Origin of the sequence: Sphingobacterium paludis, assembly GCF_004364125.1 — a bacterium.
Lineage (GTDB): Bacteria > Bacteroidota > Bacteroidia > Sphingobacteriales > Sphingobacteriaceae > Sphingobacterium > Sphingobacterium paludis.
In genome coordinates this window covers 1-24,137 of the sequence record NZ_SNZV01000008.1, presented here as the reverse complement: position 1 = coordinate 24,137, position 24,137 = coordinate 1, and the positions used below count along the sequence as shown (strand labels likewise).

The 24,137-nt window shown below is 42.2% G+C and carries 15 protein-coding genes, 1 tRNA gene and 2 pseudogenes; 7 read left to right on the top strand and 11 right to left on the bottom strand.

Annotated elements, in window-relative coordinates:
* The first annotated feature begins 19 nt into the window (after positions 1–19).
* Positions 20–1,024 (top strand): 3-keto-disaccharide hydrolase, encoded by a 1,005-nt coding sequence (locus tag B0I21_RS15550; protein WP_133641408.1) that lies wholly within the window; start codon positions 20–22, stop codon positions 1,022–1,024.
* A gap of 183 nt (positions 1,025–1,207) precedes the next feature.
* Entirely contained in the window at positions 1,208–2,305 is a 1,098-nt protein-coding gene (locus tag B0I21_RS15545) for a major royal jelly family protein (RefSeq protein WP_243836166.1), read from the top strand.
* A 29-nt stretch (positions 2,306–2,334) separates the two neighbouring features.
* On the opposite strand, the gene B0I21_RS15540 is transcribed toward B0I21_RS15545, so the two are convergent.
* Entirely contained in the window at positions 2,335–2,640 is a 306-nt protein-coding gene (locus tag B0I21_RS15540; RefSeq protein ID WP_133641406.1) for a Smr/MutS family protein, read from the bottom strand.
* A 49-nt stretch (positions 2,641–2,689) separates the two neighbouring features.
* On the opposite strand from B0I21_RS15540, the gene B0I21_RS15535 reads away from it, so the two are divergent.
* Entirely contained in the window at positions 2,690–4,075 is a 1,386-nt protein-coding gene (locus tag B0I21_RS15535; protein ID WP_133641405.1) for a M20/M25/M40 family metallo-hydrolase, read from the top strand.
* A 109-nt stretch (positions 4,076–4,184) separates the two neighbouring features.
* Here the strand turns inward: B0I21_RS15535 and B0I21_RS15530 are convergent, their stop codons facing one another.
* From B0I21_RS15530 to B0I21_RS15515, 4 genes are all read right to left on the bottom strand, one after another.
* Entirely contained in the window at positions 4,185–4,577 is a 393-nt protein-coding gene (locus tag B0I21_RS15530) for a group III truncated hemoglobin (RefSeq protein ID WP_133641404.1), read from the bottom strand.
* Between the two features lie 103 nt (positions 4,578–4,680).
* Positions 4,681–5,049 carry an aspartate 1-decarboxylase gene (panD, locus tag B0I21_RS15525; RefSeq protein ID WP_133641403.1) on the bottom strand — a complete coding sequence of 123 codons (369 nt, stop codon included), beginning with the start codon at positions 5,047–5,049 and terminating at the stop codon, positions 4,681–4,683.
* Positions 5,050–5,054: 5 nt separating this feature from the next.
* Complete coding sequence (locus B0I21_RS15520; protein WP_133641402.1) at positions 5,055–6,122, bottom strand: DUF6695 family protein; 1,068 nt, start codon at positions 6,120–6,122, stop codon at positions 5,055–5,057.
* A gap of 14 nt (positions 6,123–6,136) precedes the next feature.
* The gene (locus B0I21_RS15515; protein ID WP_133641401.1) at positions 6,137–7,138 is read right to left on the bottom strand and encodes a PLP-dependent cysteine synthase family protein; all 1,002 of its coding nucleotides are present in this window, start codon (positions 7,136–7,138) and stop codon (positions 6,137–6,139) included.
* A gap of 437 nt (positions 7,139–7,575) precedes the next feature.
* Here B0I21_RS15515 and B0I21_RS15510 point away from each other — a divergent pair.
* Positions 7,576–7,649 (top strand) — tRNA-Pro (locus B0I21_RS15510).
* Positions 7,650–7,917: 268 nt separating this feature from the next.
* Positions 7,918–9,150 (top strand): site-specific integrase, encoded by a 1,233-nt coding sequence (locus B0I21_RS15505; protein WP_133641400.1) that lies wholly within the window; start codon positions 7,918–7,920, stop codon positions 9,148–9,150.
* A gap of 360 nt (positions 9,151–9,510) precedes the next feature.
* Here B0I21_RS15505 and B0I21_RS20660 read toward each other — a convergent pair.
* The 6 genes and pseudogenes from B0I21_RS20660 to B0I21_RS15475 form a co-directional block, all read right to left on the bottom strand.
* Positions 9,511–10,023: pseudogene (locus B0I21_RS20660) on the bottom strand (transposase); the annotation flags it as partial.
* A 64-nt stretch (positions 10,024–10,087) separates the two neighbouring features.
* Complete coding sequence (locus B0I21_RS15495) at positions 10,088–11,623, bottom strand: sulfatase (RefSeq protein ID WP_133641398.1); 1,536 nt, start codon at positions 11,621–11,623, stop codon at positions 10,088–10,090.
* Between the two features lie 60 nt (positions 11,624–11,683).
* Positions 11,684–13,507, bottom strand: coding sequence for an arylsulfatase (locus B0I21_RS15490; protein ID WP_166637875.1), 1,824 nt, complete (start codon positions 13,505–13,507; stop codon positions 11,684–11,686).
* A 5-nt stretch (positions 13,508–13,512) separates the two neighbouring features.
* Positions 13,513–14,658, bottom strand: a complete 1,146-nt coding sequence (locus B0I21_RS15485; protein ID WP_243836165.1) for a family 43 glycosylhydrolase — start codon at positions 14,656–14,658, stop codon at positions 13,513–13,515.
* 9 nt (positions 14,659–14,667) lie between these two features.
* Positions 14,668–16,140: a RagB/SusD family nutrient uptake outer membrane protein gene (locus B0I21_RS15480; RefSeq protein ID WP_133641396.1), complete on the bottom strand. Its 1,473-nt coding sequence runs from the start codon at positions 16,138–16,140 to the stop codon at positions 14,668–14,670.
* A 30-nt stretch (positions 16,141–16,170) separates the two neighbouring features.
* Positions 16,171–19,260 carry a SusC/RagA family TonB-linked outer membrane protein gene (locus B0I21_RS15475; protein ID WP_133641395.1) on the bottom strand — a complete coding sequence of 1,030 codons (3,090 nt, stop codon included), beginning with the start codon at positions 19,258–19,260 and terminating at the stop codon, positions 16,171–16,173.
* Positions 19,261–19,389: 129 nt separating this feature from the next.
* On the opposite strand from B0I21_RS15475, the gene B0I21_RS15470 reads away from it, so the two are divergent.
* Together B0I21_RS15470 and B0I21_RS15465 are read left to right on the top strand one after the other, a co-directional pair.
* Complete coding sequence (locus B0I21_RS15470; RefSeq protein WP_133641394.1) at positions 19,390–23,373, top strand: hybrid sensor histidine kinase/response regulator transcription factor; 3,984 nt, start codon at positions 19,390–19,392, stop codon at positions 23,371–23,373.
* A 175-nt stretch (positions 23,374–23,548) separates the two neighbouring features.
* Positions 23,549–23,775, top strand: a pseudogene (locus B0I21_RS15465) (IS66 family transposase); the annotation flags it as partial.
* Positions 23,776–24,137: the final 362 nt, after the last annotated feature.

Sequence of the window (24,137 nt, the reverse complement as noted above, 5' to 3'; positions counted from 1 at the left end):
AACTTTAACACGTAAGAATATGTTGAAAAAATATGTTGGCTATGGCCTGATGCTGTGTTTAGTGAGTGCTACCTTCGTTTCCTGTGATAACGCATCAAATACAGGTGAGAAACAAGAAGAAGAGGTGCACAATCCAGCTTCGCAAACCATCCCCGAGGAAGCCAAAGGCCTCCTTGGCCGTTGGGATTTGACGGTAGAAAAAGATGGGAAACAGGTACCTTCATGGATCGAGATCAAGCTGTCGGGATTTAATACACTGGTAGGCTATTATGTCGGCGACAGTGGCAGCAGTAGACCGGTCTCTCACATACGGTTAGAAAATGGGAAATTCTCATTCAGCGTCCCCCCACAGTGGGAAGGTGGAGAGGGCGATTTCACTATCCAAGGTGAACTCAGTGGTGAGACATTGAAGGGTTCGGTGACCACAAACAAAGGAAATACATTTTCCTATACCGGTGTGAAAGCACCGTATCTGAATCGTACGGGCGACGCGCAGTGGGGAACTGCTATCGATCTTTTCAACGGGAAGGATTTAGCAGGTTGGAAAACATCGTCTGATGACAACCAATGGATCGTGAAAGATGGCATTCTTATCAACCAGAAGGCAGGTGCTAATTTGATCACGGAAGAAAAGTTTGAAGATTTTAAACTTCTTGCGGAGTTCCGCTATGCCGAGGGTGGTAACTCGGGAATTTACTTGCGCGGGCGTTATGAAGTTCAAATTGAGGATTCACCGAAAGACCGGCACCCTGGTGCTTTGTATTTTGGGGGCGTTTACGGCTTTTTATCTCCCAATGCCATGGTTGCTGCGGGGCCAGGTGAATGGAATACCTATGAAATCACGCTTCGTGGTCGTTTAGTAACCATTGTCGCCAATGGCAAAACGATCATTTCCGAGCAGGAAATCCCAGGCATCACCGGCGGTGCGCTGGATAGCAACGAGGGCGAACCAGGACCTATCTACCTGCAAGGTGATCATACCGGGATAGAATTTAGAAAAATTACGATTATCCCAGCGAAATAAAGTGAAAAGGATGTTAACAACGAAGATTAACATCCTTTTTTTTATAAAGTTAAAATCCGAACTTTCGGGTTGTGCGTTAGACTAATGGTCGCATTCGGAATGCATACCTATCCTGTTGATTCCGGAACCCGATTGACACCCATGAACGCAATGTCTGACCAGGTTAAAAGACAAAGGATGAAGATGAAAGAGATACTATTATTTTTTAGTTTAGTAGGATTATCTACGATGTTGGAAGCACAAGATTTAAAAGATCCCCGTCTTGAAGTGGTGGCTTCTTTTGGGAAGTCGCAACCGATTGGGGTTAGCGTATCCAGTAAGAACCGTGTTTTTGTATCCTTCCCCCGTCGGGAGCCTTATGTATTTGGACTAACAGAAATTAGCGAAGGGCAGCGCGTGGCCTATCCCAGTGCTGACTGGAATGCAAAAAATGGGGATCCGGACAACCATTTTATTAATGTGCAGGACATCTACGTGGATAGTAAAGACCAGCTGTGGGTTTTGGATTCCAAACCTGGATCGGGCAATTCCGTATTTGGAAAAGCCGCAGGCGATGCGAAGGAAGGGCAGTTTAAGTTGGTACAAATAGATCTAGCCAGTAACCATGTTGTTCGGCAGTATCATTTTGAAGACTTAGACAAAACAAAGTCAGGGCTTAATGATGTCCGTATCGATCATGATAAGGGGTTAGCCTATTTATCTGATCCGGGGCAGGCCGGAATTGTTATTTTGGACTTATCGTCGGGCAAGACGCGGCTTGTTTTATCCGGGGCGACTGCTACCAAAGCCAAGCCCGATATTGTATTGGCCTATGAAGGGCGAGCAATGCGTGATAAGGATGGAAATCCTTTCCGTTCCAATGTGAACGGTATTGCGCTGACAAAAGATAACCGCTATTTTTATTTTAAACCCATCAATGACATCCATCTTTACCGGATAGAAACACGTTATCTGGCTGATACGTCGCTTTCGGCGGGAGAACTCGAGACCAAGGTGGAGGATATGGGGACGACCAGCATCACGCATGGCTTGCTGGCCGACGAAAGTGGCAATATTTACTTAACATCATCCCTAGACTACAGCATTAAGCGTTGGTCGCCCGATGGAAAGATCGAGACGATTGTGCAGGATAGTCGTTTGATATGGCCTGATTCATTGGGGATAGGCAGCGATGGATACCTTTATTTTTCCTGCGCGCAAGTAAACAGGCTTCCGCAGTGGAATGGGGGAGAAGATAAAACATCCTTCCCCTATGAAGTTTATCGGGTGAAAATAAAGTAAAATCTCCAGCGTAGGCAAACCTATAAAGATTACACACCAATAAGCACCACCACAACATCTTCGTTTTGGTACGAAGGATAATATCGGGTGATGGCACCGCTGTCTTTGTAATGAGCAAGCTCTTCATAAACGGCGCTCCGTAGTGCGCCTTTGCCCTTGCCATGTATAAATCGTATTTCGGGATATGCCCAGTAAATAGCCGCGTCCAGACTTTCGCGCAGCCTATCCACCGATGCCGCCAGCAGTTCGTCGGCATCATAATCCTCCGTATGCTTTAAGAAAGCATGTGCATGCAAATCCACCTCTTTAGAGGGTCTGGGTAACGTTCTGGCCATTTTCAAAAATAATACTTATGTTTAGCATTCTAAAAATTAACATACATTGATGAAGAAAACGATCGTCGCCTTATTAACCTTAGCCAGTAATTTCAGCTTTGCGCATGCACAACAAGATTCGATTATGCTGGATAGGATATATAGTACATCTTTTGAAAAGGGGCAAGCCTACGAAAACTTACGGTATTTAACGAAGCAAATTGGGAACCGTATTGCCGGTTCAGAAAGAGCTGAGCAAGCCGTCACTTGGTCAAAATCTTTAATGCAGTCTATGGCGTTTGATCAGGTCTATCTTCAAGACGTGGATGTGCCGTTTTGGGACCGTGGCCTTACAGAGGAGGCATACATTGTTGATTCAAAAGAAAAATTGCAGGTTTTGGCCTTAGGTGGTTCGGTGGCTACACCTAAATCGGGCTTGACGGCGGAAGTTGTAGAGGTGGAATTGTTAAGTGAACTTCGGCAGCGCGGCGATGAAGTGCGGGGGAAAATTGTCTTTGTCAATAAACCTTGGGATGAATCCATCGTGGAGACGGGCGTCGCTTACGGATTAAACAGTAGCCAACGCAGTCGTGGCCCGGCAGAGGCGGCAAAGCTCGGCGCAGTGGCCTATCTTTTCCGTTCGCTGTCTTCATCGGTAGCAGATGACTTTCCGCATACCGGTGGTACGCGGTACGTCGCAGGAATTGACAGTATTCCGGCTATCGCTATATCTGCAGTAAGCGCGCAGAAGCTGAGCGCAGCGTTGAAGGGTGATCCTAAAACAAAGGTCTTCCTAACAAATAGTGCCGCCTGGAAAGGGATCGTAAAAAGCCATAACGTGATTGCCGAATGGCGCGGCAGCGAAAAGCCTGATGAAATTATCACGATTGGTGGGCACATTGATTCTTGGGATGTGGGCGAGGGCGCACACGATAATGGCACAGGGACAATGGGAACGTTGGATGCAATACGCACATTAATGTCCTTGGGCTACAAACCCAAGCATACGATACGGTTGGTGTTTTACATGAATGAAGAAAATGGCGTGCAGGGATCGTTGAAATACGGAGAGATGGCCAAAGCAAAGCAAGAAAAGATCATAGCAGCCATAGAGAGTGATGCTGGAGGCTTTGCTCCGCGGGGTTTTGATATCAAAGCATCGGCGGCATCCGTATCTTGGATTCAGGCAAACTGGAAGCCACTTTTTGAACAGAAATTTTGGGTGTCCCGTTTTTTGCAGGGCAGTCCTGGCGTAGACTCCGGTGTTTGGGGTGAACATTTTCCCAATACGGTCATGTTCAATTTTCGACCAGACCCGCATCGCTATTTCGATATCCACCACACAGCGAAAGATGTTTTTGAGGCAGTAGATCGTCGGGAATTACAATCGGGCGTCGCTGCGCTAGCATCTTTGCTCTATTTGGTCGACCAGCAGTCGGATCAGATCGGAAAATAGCGGCATGGCCAAGTAAATTTATGCTATCACCGTTATCATGAGCAGCGGGAGCTAGCACATGTTTGGTCTGTTAGTGCCGTATGCCCGTATTTTCGCTCGGGTACAGAAGCTAGAGCAAAGGGCGGAATGGCGATTGTCGGATGTGCTCCAATTTAATCTGGAAAAGTGCAGCCATTTTTTCACCTCTGGACATCGCCTCTGTGGCGGTTGGGCCATCGAACAATTGGCTAACCGTTTCATGGAATAGGCTCAGCCAGCGGTCGAAATGCACTTTCTCAATAGGTAATTGTGCGTGCGGCGGAAAAGGCCGCCCACCGTAGCTGTGCTCGTCCAAAAGAATAGTCTGCCAGAAACGGTACATCTTTTCCAGGTGTGCGTCCCATCGGTCTTGGACAACATCGTTGAAAATAGGGCCGATAAGCTCGTCGTTTTGTACCTTACTATAAAAAGTGTTGACCAATAGCTTAATGTCTTCCAGTGTCTGTATATCGCGCTTATCCATTTCCTTTATCGTTTTTACAAAGATACACGCAGCATGCGCTAAAAAAATGATGGGAGACATAAAGGTTGCACGACATTGGTCAATGCCATGCAACCTTTTATAGTTAATACGAATATTTTTCCACCGATTTGATCTGGTTTTCGCCTTCGGTAAATACCAGGGTAGGTTGGTATGCATCCGCCTCTTCGGGTGATAGGTTGATAAATGATAGGATATGCACGGTGTCGCCCACCTTCGCATGTAGGGCGGCGCCGCCGTTCATACACACCTCACCGCTTCCACGCTTTCCGGGTAGCACATAGGTCATAATGCGACTGCCATTAACGGCATTGTTGATGTACACCTGCTCATATTTCTTGATCCCGGCAGCGTCCAATAAGTCAGCATCGATCGTGATTGACCCGTTGTATGCAACGTTTGCCTCCGTGACTTTTACGGTGTGAATTTTTGCTTTTAATAGAGTTACTTCCATGTTTGTTATGATATTGCTTGTCTGTTATGTTGTTGTTGCAGTTCTTCTTCTTTTTCTAGGACCGACCGGAATAGAAAAAATTGTTCGTTTTGCACGACACTGTGATTTTCAAAACTAAAATGATAGGTAAAGGCGTAGGCACTATTTGGGTCAAATTTCTGAACACATTTTGCGTTCACAAAGTATTCCAATGTTCCATCGGCCTTGTATTTCCGGATTAGAAAGGTATGTATGTCCGTTTGCTCCAGCGCAAACCAAGCTCCCTCTCCGATGCCTCCCAGCCACTGCGCATGCTCGGGAACCTCCGTGGGGCGCTCCCGATATTGTACCATGCCCGCAATATCATCCGAGCCTAATGATAGCGCACCTCTTTTACTGAAATTGTCTTTCAACAAATTAAACTGAAAGCGCATGGATGCTTTTCGGTCCATGGGAAGAAGTGTCGTTTCTCCATGGCTATGGCAGAACACCTCCATCGCTTCGGCCGCGTTGACCACATTACTAGTGGGGCTTGCTTTAAAAGATTCGGGGTATAGTATTTTTCTTCGACGTGGATCTTGACTGCTCATCGCAGCGGTCAGTATCTGCGCCACAAAGCGTGAGCAGCTGTTGTTATTTTTAGCGAAAGCGCCATATAAAATAGGGCCTGTTTCCACGAGTCGATCCGCATATTCCACTCCTTTTGCGAAGCTAATATTTCGGCAGATGGAAAAAAGGGTACGACCGCCGCCATGTGTCGCCTCTTCATTAGCGACTAGCTCAGCAAGAAGTGCGTCAAGATTCTGCATGGTGTTTTCGCTATCAAACTTTGCTTCTGTCCGGATGCGCAGGCGAGGATCAAAGCGCGCGGAGCGTGAACGGCCATATCCACGGGGAACGATGTATCGGCCGAAGTCAAAATACTCGATTTTACCGCTTTTTCGCTCGATGAGTAAAATGGCGGCATGGCCCACACGGAAATTCAAATTTTTTACCACACCCATACGTTTGAGTAAGGCCATCCATTTTTCATCGCCACGGGCAGTTTTGTCTGGCCAAGAAATGGGAATTGCAATGTCGTCGAAAGTATACATACGAAGGGTTTAGATTAAGCGTGTGCCACACTTTTCGGGGTTTCACTATATAGTTTACTGATATAGCGACTGCCATGATCTGGGAATAATAGCACCAAGGTATCGGTGGGCTTCAGGTGCATGCCTGTGGCATATCGCTGTAAACAGGCGAGCACGGCGGCACTGGAGAAGCCACATAGTATGCCTGTATCGGTACGGTATGCCCTAGCCATAGTTTTGGTGTCTTCTTGGGTGACTTGATAGATATGGTCGACAGGAGTTGGGTCAAAAGAGCCCGGAACAAAATTCCGGCCTATGCCCTCGATCGACTCAAATGGTGCGATTTGCTCGGGAATGCTACGCGCATCCAAGTAATGTTGCAAGATTGACCCAGCTGGTTCGACGCCCCATATGTTAACGTTTGGGCGCTGTTCTTTTAGATAGCGACCAACACCCGAAATCGTTCCGCCTGTCCCTACACCGCACAAGAAGTGGGTGATCTGACCATCAGTTTGTTTCCAGATTTCCGGTCCCGTCGTTTTATAATGTGCGCGAATGTTTTGGCTATTATAATATTGATTGGTGAAATATGCATTTGGCTGTGTCGCAGCGTAAGATTGTGCTTTAAATTGCGTGGAATAAAAATCGCCCAGTCCGTTGGAGTTATCACAAATTTCGATTTCTGCTCCCGCTGCTTCCAGGATGGCAATCTTCTCTTGCGAACAACTTTTCGATACAAAGATCTTGGAACGGTAGCCATATTGTTTGGCAAACATAGCAATGCCTAAACCTGTGTTGCCGCTGCTTGCTTCAACGAATGTACCGCCGGGCGAGATACAATTCCGGTTGATAGCATCTTGTATCATGTAATATGCCGGCCTGTCTTTAGCAGACATACCGGGATTGTGAAACTCCTCCTTGATGTATATGTTACTGTGATAACGTGATGAAAGAAATTCGCATTTCCGAATAGGGGTATTCCCAATAATAGGTGCTGTCAAAATTTTTATTCTAGTCTCTCTCGTAAACCCAAGCATGTTTCTTCATGCCAGTGTAAAATTATAACGCGCTATTTCTGGATTTGTTTTATGCCTAAAAAAAAGTTGTCACGAGTAGAGGGCTCGCGACAACATATTGAGAAGAGATAATGTGTTATATTATTTAGATTAAATAAAAATAACATCACAAATATAGAAGATAATCTGTATAATCCATAGCGATCAAGAAAAAAATGAAAATAAATTCTACGTAGCGGATGATAGAAATCAAGATGTAGTTCATTGCGCAGCGTATCCTGCATGCTCCCTGCGGAAAGAGAGCAGCGTGTAGATCGTCTGTTCGAGCAGTATTGGGCGTGCTTATTAAATATATATAACAGGCTATCAATTGTTTACTTAAAATTTATTGTTGTGTCTTGCAAAGATGTTTTTAGTGCCGTATATTTGTGCCACACAAAACAAAGGTGATACCTTTTCGGGGTGTAGCGTAGCCCGGTATCGCGCCACATTTGGGATGTGGAGGTCGTAGGTTCGAATCCTGCCACCCCGACAACACTTACGATAAGTAAGGTCAAAAACCCGCAAATCTCACGATTAAGCGGGTTTTTTTATTTTTTCCGAAGTAGAATCCTGCAAACAGTATCAATAAAAATGTGAGCAATTAGGTGAGTAAATTTTAGCGTATGAAATTTACTCACCTCGCGCGATGCAAAGCTTGGACTAAGGCTATGAAGTTTTGTCTTTTTTCTGTTCCCACGATTAGCTTTCTGCATTGCGAAGAACCGTCAATAGATTTTGTCATTAAAAACAGAATATATATGGACACTAAAAATGTGAACACCTTCGGAATCCACTTTATTATCCGAAGTGCGAAAAGCCAGAAGAGTAAACTGGCATCAGTTTATGCAAGGATATCAGTCAATGGCCGACGTGCAGAGATATCCCTTAAGAGGAAAGTATCTCCGGATCAGTGGAGCGATTTAAAAGGTCGAGCGAAGGGCAGGAGCGAAGAAGTGGTAAAGCTGAATATTCAGATTGATCGTATGCGGACATTGATAGCTGAAGCATATCATGCCTTGGTTGAAAAAGGTAAGGTCGTTTCAGTTGAAGCTATCAAAAATTCCATTGCTGGTAAGGACGACAGTTTGATGAGTCTGTGTAGCCTAATGGAATACCACAATAGCGAATGTGCCGACAATTTAGCCCAAGGTACAATGAAAAACTACTATACAACACAGCGGTATGTTAAGAGCTTTCTCAAAAGCTGCTATAACGGAGATATAGCACTTTCCGAGCTAACTTATAAATTCATTATCGATTTCGAACGCTATTTACAGCGCTTTGAACCGCTCGATCATCACAAAAAAATGGCTAACAATGGTGTAATGAAGCATATGGAACGATTGCGTAAAATGGTGAATTTGGCTGCGAGATTTGATTGGATCGATAAAGATCCATTTTCAAAGTATAAACTTCACTTTGATAAAATAGAACGGGGGTATCTTACGCAAGAAGAGCTAAACAAAATACAGCTCAAAGACTTGTATGTTGAGCGTTTGCAGTCTGTCAAGGATATGTTCATATTTTGCTGTTATACTGGTCTTGCCTATGTTGATATGATGAACCTCACGGAGGCTAATGTAATCAAGGGAATTGATGGCGGTTATTGGTTAAACACGCAACGCCAAAAAACCGATACCGTGGTAAAGGTTCCACTTCTCCCACATGCCTTAGCTCTAATCGAAAAATATCAAGCACACCCAAAAGCTTCCAATGAACGGCGTCTATTCCCAGTGATTTCCAATCAACGTATGAACGGTTATCTAAAAGAGATTGCTGATATATGCGGGATTAAAAAGAACTTGACTTTCCATCTTGCTAGGCATACATTTGCGACTACGATAACACTAAGTAATGGCGTTCCGATAGAATCAGTTAGCAGTATGTTAGGGCATACCAGCATTAGAACTACACAGATTTATGCGAAGGTAGTCGAAGGAAAGCTTAGTAAGGATATGCTTGATTTGAAGAATAAGATGCAAATGACATAATATATAACGTAAATAAAGAATAGCCTTTGTCGAAATTTGAAAATTCCGTTTTTATGATTCCAAATTTAAATGTGGATTGTCTTTGCGCGCTAAAGTCAAGGTCTAGAATCTTCTAAGCATTAAGTTAGTGTCAAGAATAAATATTTTTTGAAATCTCATCATAGCGGAGGATATAGAATAAATAATTTCTATAATGAGATTACGACTGTCCCACGTATGCCAGATATTACGATCTTGAAAGGTAAGCGAAAATCGCAGCAAACTCATTTGTGAACATAGAATACCTTCCACATAAATTCAAATTTCTATCAGTTTTTGCAGATTTTTAATCCATCACTAATTAAATTAATTATCTGATTATTCGATGATCGTCCTCTTCCTGAGCATGATTCTGTCGGCCTGACTCAAGTTGATCACCTTCATGTTCTTTCTTGGTTTAGTAAACATCTGTATACCGTTTCCCAAAAGGATATCGGCCATTGCCTTGGAGATATATCACTTTTCTTTGTATAGCTTGCTGAAGATGTCTTTTGTCATATCATATCCATCATGTGCCTCAGGTTCCTTTCGTTCACATTGCCCTTTGTGATTTAAGACGACGTGATCTCGCCGCTGTTGTTGATGATTAGGTAGAGCTTGAAGCCATAAAATTAGCCAATTTCACGCTGTCCACCCGCGAACACCCTGTGTTGACGAATAAAATTAAAGCAACGGCACAGCGGGGCTGGAGTTCCATGCGCCGTTTTAACAAACCCGAGAAGAGATCCTGCAAACATGGTTTTGCATAATGCGCTTAAAAAGACTTCAGCTTGCTTAACTGCCATTATAGAACAGGATTATCAGGCTGATGATTTCGTTTTCAAACAATGAGGTTGCAATGGTAGGATTTTTTAAATAAGTCTACACCATAGAATATGTAGAGTTATTTAAAAATATATTATTCCATTATTATTTTTTTTTGTGGGCTTGCCGGCAGAGGTGCATGATAGTCCGGTTGCTGTCTCAATAGAGCGAGAGTCTCCAAAAATGCTGGATTCTTAAAATCCACTTCATTTTTATGTTCCAATAGATCCTTATCGTATATATAAAACTCGTATTGAGCCGGTAGATTCCTATTTTGGATATTTGTCCATTCCACGAGACGGTATTGATCAGTGCGGATCGATCTCCCCATCCAGCCATCACGCGGGTAGCAGTGGTAAGCATAATCTATCTTGTGTTTTTTATGGGTGAGGAGTGGTACAAGGCTCTCTCCATCAAATAGCAAAGGGTTTTCCTTTGGCAAAGTTAGTCCCGCCAGCTCGATCAATGTGGGATAGATGTCTACCGTTTCAACTATAGAAGCCGTCGCATAGCCCGAAAGTGCACCATTTGGCACGGAAATAATAAGGGGCACCCGGTTTGCCAGTTCGTAGTTCACATGTTTTGTCCACATCCCCATGTCGCCTAACAAATAACCATGATCTCCCCATAGTACCACGATCGTGTTTTTATCCAGCCCACTCCGCCTTAACTCCGCTATTACTTTGCCGATCTGCGCGTCTACGTAACTAACTCCGGCATAATAGCCGTGTATAAGCCTCCGTTTCAGTGAATCCGGATAACGTTCACCCTCCTTATAGTCGGGAATATTCTGATATTGTTCAATCTCTCCGGTCCGTTTTACCGCAAATTTCGGGGCTCCTTCAGGATACTGCTCTGTAAGGGGCAAGGGAAGCTTTGCTTCATCATAATAGTGCCAATATTTCTTAGGTACGGAAAATGGGAGATGCGGACGTGCAAAACCTACAGCAAGGAAAAATGGCTGGTTTTGAGCCTGCAAAGAATCTAATACCTGAACCGCTTTATTAGCTACACGACCATCACCGTAGGCCTCATCTGGCACATCGGGTGATTCCCAAGGAATACCTTTAATCTGTTTCAACGCATACTCCCAAGAGTGATTTTCAAAAAGAGCTTCTTCTATCGTCAATTCGGACTGTGACTTATCCATCGTCAAATACTCGATAATTTTCTCATGAAAGTGAGGTGCTGACCAAGATTGGGGATCATTGTAGGTATTGTGGCCTATATGGAATACTTTGCCTATTGCCTGTGTGAAATATCCCTGGTTTTTAAATGCTTCGGGAAGCGTTACCGCATCCGGATAATATTGCCGGATATCTCGGCCAAAATCGTAGAGTCCAGTCGAGGTTGGACGACTTCCTAGCAATAGGCTGTTTCGCGATGCCACGCAGACGGCCTGATTACTGTAGGCCCGATCAAACCGTACGCCTCGATTAATTAGTGCATCGATATTCGGTGTAATGGCTGTAACATCCCCAAAACCATGAATAGCGGGCTTCAAGTCGTCGATCAGGATGAAAAGAACATTAGGTTTTTCTTGCTTCATTTGCGCACTGGAAGGAGGTATAATGAAAATAGTATTACACAGGATAATAAGGGTAATTTGATATAATTTTGTTTTATTCATGATTTAACTGCTTAATTAATTTAAAATAGTCGCTCTTTCTATATAGCCGTTCAATGATCACTAGAATCGTGGCATATTGCCCTTATAATACTTTATAGTATAAGGATTCGTCGTTTTCCACTTGTTTTTGAGAGGGTAGACATTATACTTCCATGCTTCTTTTTCAAACGCTTTTTTAAGTTCTTTCACTTTTCTTGGGTATTTATCTGCTAAATTATGTATTTCGTTAAAGTCTTCCTTCATATTGTATAAATATACACCACTAGAGTCGGGTTCTCTGATCGCGCCGTTCGGACTTTTCATTCCATTGGGGAAGGCAACTTTCCAACCATCTTTATATAATGCATATGAGCCTGTGGTTTCGTGATATTGAATCGTATGACGTTCTGGTGCTTCAGGATGATTAATAGAATATGCTAGACTGATCCCTTCTATGGGGTGTTGGGGATAACCATGAATGATCTTCGGAACTTGAGCGTTTGTAAGTTCGAGTGTGGTGGGCATAATATCGGTTACGTACGAATATTGCGATCTCACCTCGCCATTCCCCTGAATCCTCTTCGGAAAGTACAAGACCATTGCATTATGTGTTCCTCCCTCCCAGCTGGGGTTTTCTTTATAGTAACGGAACGGCGTATTGGTTGCTGCGGCCCACCCTCCTGGATAATTGGGAAATGATTTTGCAGTACCCAATGAATCGAGGTTTTTCAATTGTTGGGCGAGAACTTCTGGTAGCGTCTCCGTATAGTTAACAAGTTTATCTCTTGGCGATGCCCCCATCGTGCCATTGTCTCCTATCATCAAAACGATCAACGTATTTTCCAGTTCGCCGGTTTGTTCGAGATAATCTATGACACGTCCTATTTCATAATCGGTATGCGATACGAACCCTGCATAATTCTCCATTAAGCGAGCTGCTACTGTCTTCTCGTCATCCAACAGAGTATCCCAAGGGCGAACATCTGGATTTTGAGGTGGCAGTTCTACGTTCTGCGGCACAAGTCCTAGTTGTTTCTGACGCCCTAAAACTGTTTCGCGGTACCAGTCCCAACCTTTGTCAAATTTCCCCTTATACTTATCGACCCATTCCACCGCCACTTGATGGGGAGTATGTGTTCCACCTGGAGCGAAGTAAAGGAAAAATGGTTTTCTCGGATCCACTTTTTTCAACTCGTCTATATAACGTATGGCTTCATTGGCAAATAGCTCCGTAACATGACGTCCTTCAGGATCTTTAGGTGTCAATTGCGTATCCCGATATAAAACGGCATTCCATTGTGGGGCACCGCCAACACTGGGTTTATAACCATAATAATGATCAAATCCACGGCCTGTAGGCCAGCGGTTAAAAGGACCGGCTGCAGTAACGTCAGAGGGGGATGTGACATGATATTTACCTACTGCAAAAGTACTGTATCCGTTCTCCCGCAAAATCTCCGCTACGGTCGCTTTTTCAAAAGGCAAGTAACCGTCGTAACCTGGTGTACCATAAGATTCACTGGCAAAGTAGCCAAAATGCACGGAGTGCGGATTACGGCCAGTAAGCAATGCCGCTCGAGTAGGTGCACAGAACGCCGTCGTATGCCAGTTTGTATATCGTAGACCATTGTCGGCGAGCCGATCGAATGCGGGCGTTTCAATAAGCCCCCCGAAAGCTGTCGTAGCACCATAGCCAATATCGTCAATGAGTATCCATACGACATTGGGTGCATTTTCGGGTGCTAATGGATGAACCTGTGCGTATCGTTCTTCTGTTTCTTCGATCGTTTTTCCTATTTTCCCTTTAAATTTAGGTGTAGGACTATATTGCGCCAAGGTTACGTCGACAAATAAAAACGTAATATATATAAATAAAATAATCCTAACAGTAATCAACTTTTTCATCTTCATTATAAATAAAATTCTTTAGCAGCTTCTATATCTGGTTTTAACCGACCTTGCTCCCACTTCACGGGTACAAGTGCTGGTCGACAGGTAACCGGGAACTTGTCGGCCATAGCCCCACGTGGATTGAAGAATGTCGTAGACCACCAGTTATGGTGTTTGTCTTGAAAGAGGTTATTATGACCACCGGCCAAAATAGCTGGATAGCGCGGCCCATAAGGGCCATAAATATTGTCCGATTCGGCTACTACAACATCGTAACTATATACGCGTTGATTTGATGTTCCATCTCTCGTATATGTATAGGCTTGATTCGACGCAGATAGAGACCACACCGTTTGCAACAATTGGTACTTACCGCGATATTTTGTCAACCATACGCCTTCAATATAGGGTTCTTCGAAATACGGTGTCTCTTGAATGCGCTTAAAGGGTTCCGCTATATCGCTCAAATCATCCTTCATGCGTGCAATGTAATGGTTATGGCCAAGGAGATATACTGTGCCCTCGCTATCTTCGAAAATGCTAAGATCAATATTGTTAAAAATAGCTTTAGTTTGATTCCCTTTGATATTACGATATGGTCCTTGGGGACTTCCCGAAACGCTTTCTAAAACGAAAGAACGGTTTTCTCCATTTAGGGAAGCGACAAGAAGCCACTTTTTTTTACTTTTAATGTAATGTAATTCGGGAGCCCACACCGCCCGATAGATGGAATCGAGCGGATCGCCGTTTATCGACTTGGCTCCTTCTTTAATAGTCTTTCCCTCTTTCTGCCACCGTGCAGCATCTTGGTCAAAAGACCAAATTCTACCCATGGGTTCCCACGTTTTTAGATCGGGCGAACGCCATAGGTATAAGCCATCGTTGTAATCCCAGCAGTGCGCCTCCCTCGCGAACTTCCGTCCGGGAGTTGTCGTGGTACCGGTTAAATAGTAATTTCCATCTGGCCCTAACATAACATACGTATCACGCATCCAAACATCCAGTATTGGCTGGACGACTTCGGGGACGGTAAGGATAGAATCTCCTACAGGAGCTGTTGGGTCGCTAAATCCGGAGCGGTGGTCTTGCGCTAAAGAAAAATTATAAGAAAACAATACCACAATAAAAAGTTGCATAAGCTTCCCTAATCCGATTTGGTTCATCATGATCAAGTCTTAATATCCGGGATTTTGTTCACAAAGCTTATTGGCATCGATTTCAGACTGAGGAATGGGGAATAATAACTTATCTGCGTTTGCCACGCTTGGCGAGATGCCCCTTTCAATTGCTGAAGACAAAAAGGTTCCTTGCCTTATCAGGTCTTCACGCCGTTTTCCTTCTGAGATAAATTCCCAGCCTCGTTCTTTAAATAGGGCATTGCGAAACAGTTCTTTTGTCCCGACATCTGCAGATGATAAGTCGGTGAGGCCCGCTCTTTTACGGATTTGGTTAATTAGGGTAAAACTTTCATCTGTTGTTCCGGATAGTTCATTCAGCGCCTCAGCACGTGTTAGTAAAATATCAGCATAGCGTAAAACAGGGACATCCGCGCCACCGTTATTCCCTATTATTGCATTATCCCAATATTTGAAACTTCGGGCGTTGTCTGCCTCCAAAATGTTAACCGTGACATTACTGTTATTAATATAACTTGTACAAATGAGTGAACGTCTTAAGTCATTCGGTGACAAGCTGTTTACAAATGCGGTACGCAGGCGGTATTGCGTAGCGAAAATGGACATCGTCGGTTGATAAACATACTCCGGTATCTCTGGAGTGCTCTTGAAATCCGGTGGCAATGCTCCGGCCATAAACCAGTTGCCATAATCGGCTTCATTCCGGCATGGTAACACCAATAGCATTTCTCTATTTGTTTTTCCTTCGTTTTCAACTTTGAATAAATCTTTAAAATTATATTGCGTAGTACTGTAATAACCAAAGTCGATTACGGTTTTAGCAGCGTCTGCCGCTTTCTGCCATTGCTTTGTATTTAGATAGAATTTAGCTAGAATACCGGTAGCATTTCCTTTGTTGAAGCGACCGAATGATTCTTCGTCGCCGGGATCCGGTAAATATGGAATAGCCTCGACTAATTCGGATTCAATTAAATCTCTCATCTCTTCATCCGTGGCACGTGCTAGATCACCCACCTGTTCGGTGGAAAGACGAAGGGGTACAGGGCCAAAAAAAATGTACAAATTAGCATAGGCATGTGCGCGTAATACTTTAGCCTCCGCTAATAGCAGATTCTTGGTTTCTTCGGATGTGTTGACTCCTTCAATATTTTCTATTACGCCGTTAGCATCACGGATAGAACGGTAATTTGGTCCCCACATATCACTTTGGAAAGTACTTAATGTGGGCGTCCAAGTGAAGTTTATGAGGTGTATAAGTTGACTATTCTCTGCCCCTGCTGAATTGAAAGCCATATCGGTGCTCACCTCGGAATCATTGATAACAAAGCGAGAGTTTTGCTGCGTCTGCTGTTCTGCATATGCCGAAAATAAGAGGGATTTTATGCCCTCTTCTGTCGTCAGCACATTATCTGGAGAAAATTCAGAATTAGGTACTACATCCAAAATGCCACTACATGCCATTAAGGATCCGCTAACGATGAATAAGTTGATATAATTAAAGATCTTTTTCATTTCGAATACTTTTTTGATATTTCATTGCTATTAAAATTGAACATTTACACCAGCTGTGAACGTACGTGTCAGCGGATAAGAATTATAATCTACCCTTAGGATATCGTCGCCAATAGCATTGACAGCTGGATCTACTCCGGAATATTTCGTGAACGTATATAAGTTCTGACCATTAATGAAAAAGGTCGCGCTTTGGACAAACAAGCTTTCCGGTAAAGGAACATTATAAGATAAACGAACGGATTGGAGACGCAAATAGGAAGCATCCTCTACAGTTCTATTCGTTACATTTAGAGCGCCCTGTACGTCACCTGGAATAAACGAAGGGTATTTTTCACTGGGATTGGCCGCCGTCCATCTGTTCAAATAGGGTTCTGCTAATTTGTTTCTGCGAAAATCAACGGGATAATAGGAATCAACTAAACTGCTGTTTAGCATTTTGGCGCCCTTAGAACCTTCTATAAAGATAGATAGTGTTAGGTTTCTATACTGGACATTGGTATTGAACCCGTAATAAAAATCAGGTAATGATCTTCCTAGAATAGTCCGATCATTGGCATTAATTATGTTATTATTGTCGAGATCGCGATATTTTAGATCACCAGGTCGTACACCGGCCTGCACCAAAGAAAAATCATCTCCTTCTTGCCAAACACCGTCTACAATATATCCATAGAATGAACCCATTGATTCACCTGGTTTAAGTATACTGTACTCTCCGATATTCCCAGGGCCAGAACCGATGAATTGACTCACACTACCGAGGCTCAAAATTTTATTATTTAACGTCGTGATATTAAAATTGGCATCCAATTTAACCTCTCGGTTATCTATGATAGCTCCGTTAAGGTTGAACTCGATTCCGGTATTACGCATACTTCCCACATTCTCTGTGCGACTGGAAAAGCCTGAACTTAATGGTTGAGGTACGTTATATAAGAGATTTGTCGTCTTGCGGTTATAATAGTCAATACTTCCTGATATCCGTGAATTTAAGATCACAAAATCAAGACCTATATCGAATTGATTAGCAGATTCCCATTGTAGATAGGAATTTGAACTTCTTGTTGGCGCGATAGTACTTACCTTCTCACCATCAAATACAGCGGATCTGCCGGCTGCATAGGTAGAAAAATATAGATAATTGCTATTGGGCTGATTGCCGGTTGTCCCATAACTTACGCGTAGTTTCAGATCATCAATCTGATCTAGTGTTTTCAGAAAATCTTCTTGCTTGATCTTCCAAGCGAAAGCTCCTGAAGGGAAATAACCAAATCTTTGCTCCGGTCCGAATCGTGCCGATCCATCCGCTCGTAAGGACCCGGTGAATAGGTATTTGTCAGCGAAACTATAGTTTATCCGCCCTATGTAAGACAGCAATCTATTCTCCTGAGCTCCATAGTTTACACCATTTAAAGCATCGTTCCCTGATCCTATTCCGTAGTACGTGAGATCTGGCAATGCAAAATCCCGGGCGTTGGCAATTAACGAGCTAGACGTATAATTTTCGTAGGTAGATCCGATTAATGCTGATAGCTTGTGCTTACCGAAAGTTTTGTTATAATTCAATGTACCTTCCAATAGATAGTAAGTTCTCTTCCCATCACGGGCATCCGCATATCCGTTATAAGATGCCCCGGTAATGGTGGAGGGATCTATCCAAAAATTCCGTTGGGAGATATTGATGTCTGTCCCGATCCTCCCCCGTGCTGATAACGAAGGAAGAATAAAATATTCCGCATAGATGTTACCAAAAGTCCGATAGGTTTCTCCTACTGAATATTGGCCATTGATTATTGCCAAAGGGTTATCCATGGGCGCCATCAAGGGTGAGCGATAATAAGTCTCATCCGTATTATAGGGTGGAGCGGTGGGGTCATAATTTTGTGCCATATAAAGTGCACTACCATTATCATTCAATCCTGTTCCGTTGGCGTTGTAATGGTCTTTGATATAAGCCGTAGAGAGACCCATGCCAATGTTATATTTTGAAGCCACCCCCGTTTCCATATTGATACGTGCATTATAACGGGTAGTAGAAGAGTTTAACATGACTCCTTCCTGATCAAAATAACCAAGGGAAATATGATACTTCGTCTGTTGAACGCCACCACTAAATGAAACATCATGACTTTGAATCGGTGCATTTGTTAACAAAAGATCTTGCCAATCGGTATTATATGCTGAGGCTTCGACCGGTTGATATACACTCGTGTTCAATTTCCCCTCTTCAATTATTCCATTAATGGCGGATTTGTATTCGTCTGCAGACAGATAACGCTGTGTTTTAGCTACATTCTGCTGCCCGAAAGTTGCATCATAGGAGACGATAGTTTTTCCTTCTTTCCCTTTTTTTGTGGTAATCAGCACGACACCGTTCGCACCACGTGAACCATAAATAGCCGTAGCCGATGCATCCTTCAAAATTTCAATAGAAGCAATGTCTGCGGGATTCAGTGCATTCAGTGGGTTGCGATTATTCGGGTTGTTAGTCGTTCCTGCTACACCAGCTGAGCCTATCGCAACAGCATCATTCACAGGCATACCATCGATAACATATAGCGGAGAATTGTTTCCGGTAATGGAGGTAATTCCTCTTATTTGCACACTCATGGCAGCTCCGGGCTCGCCGCTTTTTTGGTATATCTGCACACCGGGACTTCTACCTATTAAACTTTGTTGTACGTTTACATTCGCTCCCTTGGTAAGATCTTCTGCTTTAAAAGAAGATACGGAACCTGTTAGATCACTTTTTGCGACGGCACCATAACCTATGACTACAACCTCATCTAGAGAAGCATGCTGTGGAACCATGATGATCTCTAATTCGGATTTACCATTCAGTGCCAATTCTTGTGTCTTATAACCTATATATATAAATTTTAAAGTGACATCTTTCTGAACAGAATTTAACGTAAAAAAACCTTGAGCATTAGTTGCAGTTACTATATCGGTTCCTGTAATCGAAATACTTACACCGGAAATCGGTTCTCCGTTATCGTCCAGTACTCGCCCTTTAATATCGGTCTGGGCAAAGAGTTTATGAGGGAGTAGAAAAAGTAGAAAATAAAGGAATAGTAGTCCGCCCATAAAATTCCCTGTTGTGATTGATCGAATCATACTGTTATTTGGTTTGAAAATTATTTGTTGTTACCAATATAAAATCTATAGATTTGGTAGTCAAAATTAAATCAATATCTGACGCTGCATTAGCAGCAATGTTTAATTTATTAGGATTATTGTTTATACATGAATAAATCAGCTATTTTCACTTACTTATTGTCTTCTTTTTGTATGTTACTTTTCGGTCAAGGACTGAATTTTCGGAAATTGACTTCTGCAGAAGGACTTTCCCATAACGCCGTATTTGCTATTGCGCAAGACGATACAGGGTTTATGTGGTTTGGGACAAGAGAGGGGTTGAATCAGTTTGATGGTAATCAAATTAAAAGTTATTACATAAACATGTCCAAGTTGGGCAAATCAACCAATCATATAAATGCTTTGCAATTTTTTCGATCGCAGTTATATGTCGGCACCAAAGAAGGGCTTTATGTATATGATCAAACCCAAGATTCCTTTACCGTTTTGGAACTTCCCGGAATGCCGAACATCACCTTTTTGTTAGAGGATAATGGTGTTATCTATGCAGGGACAAATAGTGGCTTGTTTCGGATTTCGGAACAAGTGTCAAGAATCAGTGGCGCTGTTCATGCAAGGGCCATGTGTGTACTTCCAGACAATCGTTTTCTGCTGGCATTGGACAATAAATTAATTATTATCGATCATAATGGCCAGATAAAACGTTCATTTGGAAAGGGCGTTTTTGCGCCAATTTCCGCAGATGATTTTATAATATATCAAATACATCGGGATCCAAAAGGACGCATTTGGTTAGCCACTTCATACGGTATCTATCGTTACGACGATCGTCATCAGCGTCTTACAAAACTAAACTTTGCTATCCATGAAAGTATGGAGAATCGAACGGTAAGATCTATAACCAGTGACCAGAAAGATCAATTGTTCATTGGTACTGAAGATGGGTTGTACGTTCACCATGTCTTCACCGGATTAACGTACAATTATCAACAATCATTTCATCGAGAGCCGAATAAGCTAAATGATCAAGCGATTTATTCTACTTTTATCAGCAAAGACGGAGTAGTATGGCTTGGCACGTATTTCGGAGGCATCAACTATACTACGATAGAGGAAGGTGGTTTTAAGAAAATACTTCCAAGTGATCTCCAAAATGGTTTATCAGGAAAAGCCGTTAGCCAATTAATTGAGGATAACTTACATCGGGTGTGGATTGCTACGGAAGATGGGGGTATTTCGATTTATGATCCGGCAACGGAATCGTTCGAGTACATCAACAAGGAGTCTAAACCTTTCTTTCTTAATTCCAACAATGTCCATACCATCCATAATGATGGTGAAGGAAACATTTGGGTAGGTACATTCTTAGGCGGATTGCATCGTTTTAATATAAAGAACAAAACGACTACGATTTATAAAAAGAGTCCATCGGATCCGCATTCGTTGTCAAACAATCAAGTTTATGCGGTATATCGTGATAGCCGGGGAATACTATGGATTGGTACACAGCAGGGATTAAATTGTTTTGATTACAAGACAAATCGGTTCAATCTTTTTGAACCGAAAGTTCTGAGCGATAAATTCATATATGATCTGATCGAGGATAAAAACGGTGATTTATGGTTTTGCTCGCGACAGCATGGTATTTATAGGTATAACCCTAAAACAAAAACCTTCAAACATTATACAAACCAAGGAAAGAATGCACCATTATTAAGCAATCAGATAGTGAGTGTGTATGAGGACCGACACAGGCAGTTATGGTTCGGAACTTTAGATGGTGGTACGTGCGTCTATAACATCGAAAAAGACGCATTTCAGCATTATACTGCTGAAAACGGACTGGCAAACAATAACGTATATGGTATTTTGGAAGATAAAATGGGTATGATCTGGTTAAGTACCAATTTAGGCATCTCTAAATGTGACCCAAGAACTGGCAAAATCATCAATTACGACAAGCAACATGGCTTGAGTTCCAATCAGTTTAATTTTAAATCTTTTTTAAAGGCCAGTGACGGAACTTTTTATTTCGGGAGCATCGATGGTCTTAGCTATTTTGATCCTTTAAAAACGCGCGTAAGAAACTCGATACAGCCGTTGGTTTTTACTGATTTTCAGTTGCTTAATAAAACCGTACAACCTGATAAAAACAGTGCTGTTTTAAAGGAACAGATAGTTTATGCTAAAGAGATAAACTTATTATATAATCAAAATGTATTCACCATTAGTTATCACGCTATCGATTATGTTCTGCCTGGAAGCACAAAGTACGCCTATTATTTAGAAGGGTTCGAAAATCAATGGAACTATGTAGGCAACAAAACCAGTACGACCTACACGAATCTAGATCCGGGTGAGTATGTTTTCCATGTGAGGACATTGGATGATGGGGGAGAACTTTCGCAGATGGAGGCAAAAATTAGCATTAAGGTTTCTCCTCCATTTTATAAAAGCAATCTTGCCTATATTTTTTATACATTTTTGCTCGTAGGTATTATCTGGATATATACTCGATTTGTACGTTTTCTACATCAAAAACGGGCTGAAATTCGGCTCGCGCATATGGATAAGGAAAAAACGGAGGCCCTTTCACAATATCGGATTAATTTCTTCACGTTTATATCGCATGAGTTCAAAACACCTTTAACCCTTATTCTTGCGTCCATTGACAAGTTCATCTCAGAAAAAGAGATCGATCACAGCGAGCAATCTGACTTGTTGCGCATCAGAAGAAACGCATCAAAGTTATTCAGGCTTATTCATCAGCTAGCGGAATTCAGAAAAATCGAGGACAACAATTTCGCTGTGTCTTTTAGTAGAGCGGATGTGGTTGTATTTGTTCAGCAAATCATCGACTCATTCGAAATTTTAACCCAGAGTAAAAATTTAGCTATAACTTTTTTGACTAATGTTGATCATTTAGAAGTTTTCTTTGATGCAGATAAGTTGGAAAAAATACTTTCAAATATCCTGTCCAACGCTATAAAACATACGGATGAGGGTAGTATAGCAGTGGTGATGGCGATTCAGGATAATAACAAGACGATCGATTTTTCAGTTAGTGACACAGGGACGGGAATGTCTGCTACTGACTTACACCATATTTTTGATCCTTTCTACAGATCTTCGGAACATAAAGACATTGAGGGCATAGGGATTGGTATGGCTTTAGTGGCTAGTTTAGTTAATAGTCTTCATGGAAAGATTGATGCTTCCAGTGTGCCTGGGAAAGGAACAACGATTTCAGTTCATCTCCCGATAGATGATCAGCAAACAGGAAATAACAATCAGGCAATAGTTAAGCTCCCTGTTTCAGAGATACCAATAGCGAGTCCTGTCAGAGTGAATATATCTTCTGAAAAATATACATTGCTGCTCGTCGAAGACAACAGAGAATTGCTGAATTTTCTTTCCGAACATTTTCAGGAAACTTATCGTATTATAAAAGCAACGGATGGTGCCGCCGCTTGGGACAAGATCAACAAGACGCCACCTGACGTCATTATCAGTGATGTGAATATGCCTAAAACTGATGGTCTGGAATTGTGCCTAAAATTAAAACAACATCCAAAGTTTGACCATATTCCAATTATTCTTTTGTCTGAGACTGATGAAGATATTTATCGAATCAACGGCTTGGTTGTGGGAGCTGATGCGTATATCGGCAAGCCGTTCAATTTAAAGGAATTGGAATTTTTGGTTTCCAATATGATAGATTCCCGAATTAAATTAAAAGAACATATTGTGGAGCTCGGGACATTAGTGAGTAGCAATGTAGCAAACAATAATCAGAACCAAGATTTTCTAATCAGGCTGAACGCCACTTTAGAGAAGTTTTACACCGATCCAGGGCTATCTATTGAGGGGATTGCGGCTGAAATGTGTATTAGCCGCACATCGTTGCACCTTAATCTTAAATCCATACTCCATAAAAGTGCCAGCGAAGTGCTTAACGAGTATAGACTAAGAAAAGCTTTAGTTATGCTGGAAAGCGATATGCCCATCACCGAAATCGCTTATCATTGTGGTTACCGGGAACTCAATTATTTTAGTCGGGTCTTTAAAAAATTCTACCAACTTTCACCACAAAAATATAAAGAAAGTCACTTTAAGATCAATGTCAGTTAAGAAAATCATTGCTGTCCGCTAAACTGGAGATCTAATTTAATTTGTTGCCTATAGTTAGTGATAAGGTTATATTCTTTCTTATTTCAAAAAGCAAGCCCGCAGTGTGCCCAGACAGTCTGATTGAAATATCCTGCGTGATATATCGTGTGGCACTATGAATTATATATGAAGTACAAATGCCATAAGAGCAGTGGCACTGGGCAGAAAAACTACCTCTTTGCCGGAAGCCATTAAGCAGCACAGCGATCGGGAATGATATACTATTTCTTCGCTATATGCAAAAAGCATGAGGTAAACCCATTCCAATGGTTAAAACAAACCCTGATCAACATAGCGTCAATCAACCACAAAAATCTAAAGGATCTATATCCGCAAAACTTCCAGAAATCAGCTCAAATGTAGTTCATCGGGCGGATAAGTAGGGTGTAGAGGTGTGAAAATTTATTAGTCAATTTGACAATCTGAAATTAAATCTACTCAAATGCTTGTTCGATGATCGATGTTTCCATAGATTAAAGGTAATCAAATCTTATGCTTCATTTTGAGAAGATAATGAATAGCGGTCAATTTGTAGAAAGCACATTAAGACACTTGTATCAGTAATTAATATTTTTAGTGATTGAATAGATTTCCCCTAGGGCTACAGTATTTTTGAAGCCTTCCCATTTTGGTAGACTTACCTGTTTTTCAGACAAATTAAAAGTGTTAAATTAGTTTGTTATATATTATGAAAAAGAGCAAGTTTTCAGAACATCAAATCGTCA

Coding starts and splice junctions, on each gene's coding strand:
- B0I21_RS15550 (WP_133641408.1), top strand. CDS start 20: ATGTTGAAAAAATATGTTGGCTATGGCCTGATGCTGTGTTTAGTGAGT.
- B0I21_RS15545 (WP_243836166.1), top strand. CDS start 1,208: ATGAAAGAGATACTATTATTTTTTAGTTTAGTAGGATTATCTACGATG.
- B0I21_RS15540 (WP_133641406.1), bottom strand. CDS start 2,640: ATGGCCAGAACGTTACCCAGACCCTCTAAAGAGGTGGATTTGCATGCA.
- B0I21_RS15535 (WP_133641405.1), top strand. CDS start 2,690: ATGAAGAAAACGATCGTCGCCTTATTAACCTTAGCCAGTAATTTCAGC.
- B0I21_RS15530 (WP_133641404.1), bottom strand. CDS start 4,577: ATGGATAAGCGCGATATACAGACACTGGAAGACATTAAGCTATTGGTC.
- panD (WP_133641403.1), bottom strand. CDS start 5,049: ATGGAAGTAACTCTATTAAAAGCAAAAATTCACACCGTAAAAGTCACG.
- B0I21_RS15520 (WP_133641402.1), bottom strand. CDS start 6,122: ATGTATACTTTCGACGACATTGCAATTCCCATTTCTTGGCCAGACAAA.
- B0I21_RS15515 (WP_133641401.1), bottom strand. CDS start 7,138: ATGCTTGGGTTTACGAGAGAGACTAGAATAAAAATTTTGACAGCACCT.
- B0I21_RS15505 (WP_133641400.1), top strand. CDS start 7,918: ATGGACACTAAAAATGTGAACACCTTCGGAATCCACTTTATTATCCGA.
- B0I21_RS15495 (WP_133641398.1), bottom strand. CDS start 11,623: ATGAATAAAACAAAATTATATCAAATTACCCTTATTATCCTGTGTAAT.
- B0I21_RS15490 (WP_166637875.1), bottom strand. CDS start 13,507: ATGAAAAAGTTGATTACTGTTAGGATTATTTTATTTATATATATTACG.
- B0I21_RS15485 (WP_243836165.1), bottom strand. CDS start 14,658: ATGATGAACCAAATCGGATTAGGGAAGCTTATGCAACTTTTTATTGTG.
- B0I21_RS15480 (WP_133641396.1), bottom strand. CDS start 16,140: ATGAAAAAGATCTTTAATTATATCAACTTATTCATCGTTAGCGGATCC.
- B0I21_RS15475 (WP_133641395.1), bottom strand. CDS start 19,260: ATGATTCGATCAATCACAACAGGGAATTTTATGGGCGGACTACTATTC.
- B0I21_RS15470 (WP_133641394.1), top strand. CDS start 19,390: ATGAATAAATCAGCTATTTTCACTTACTTATTGTCTTCTTTTTGTATG.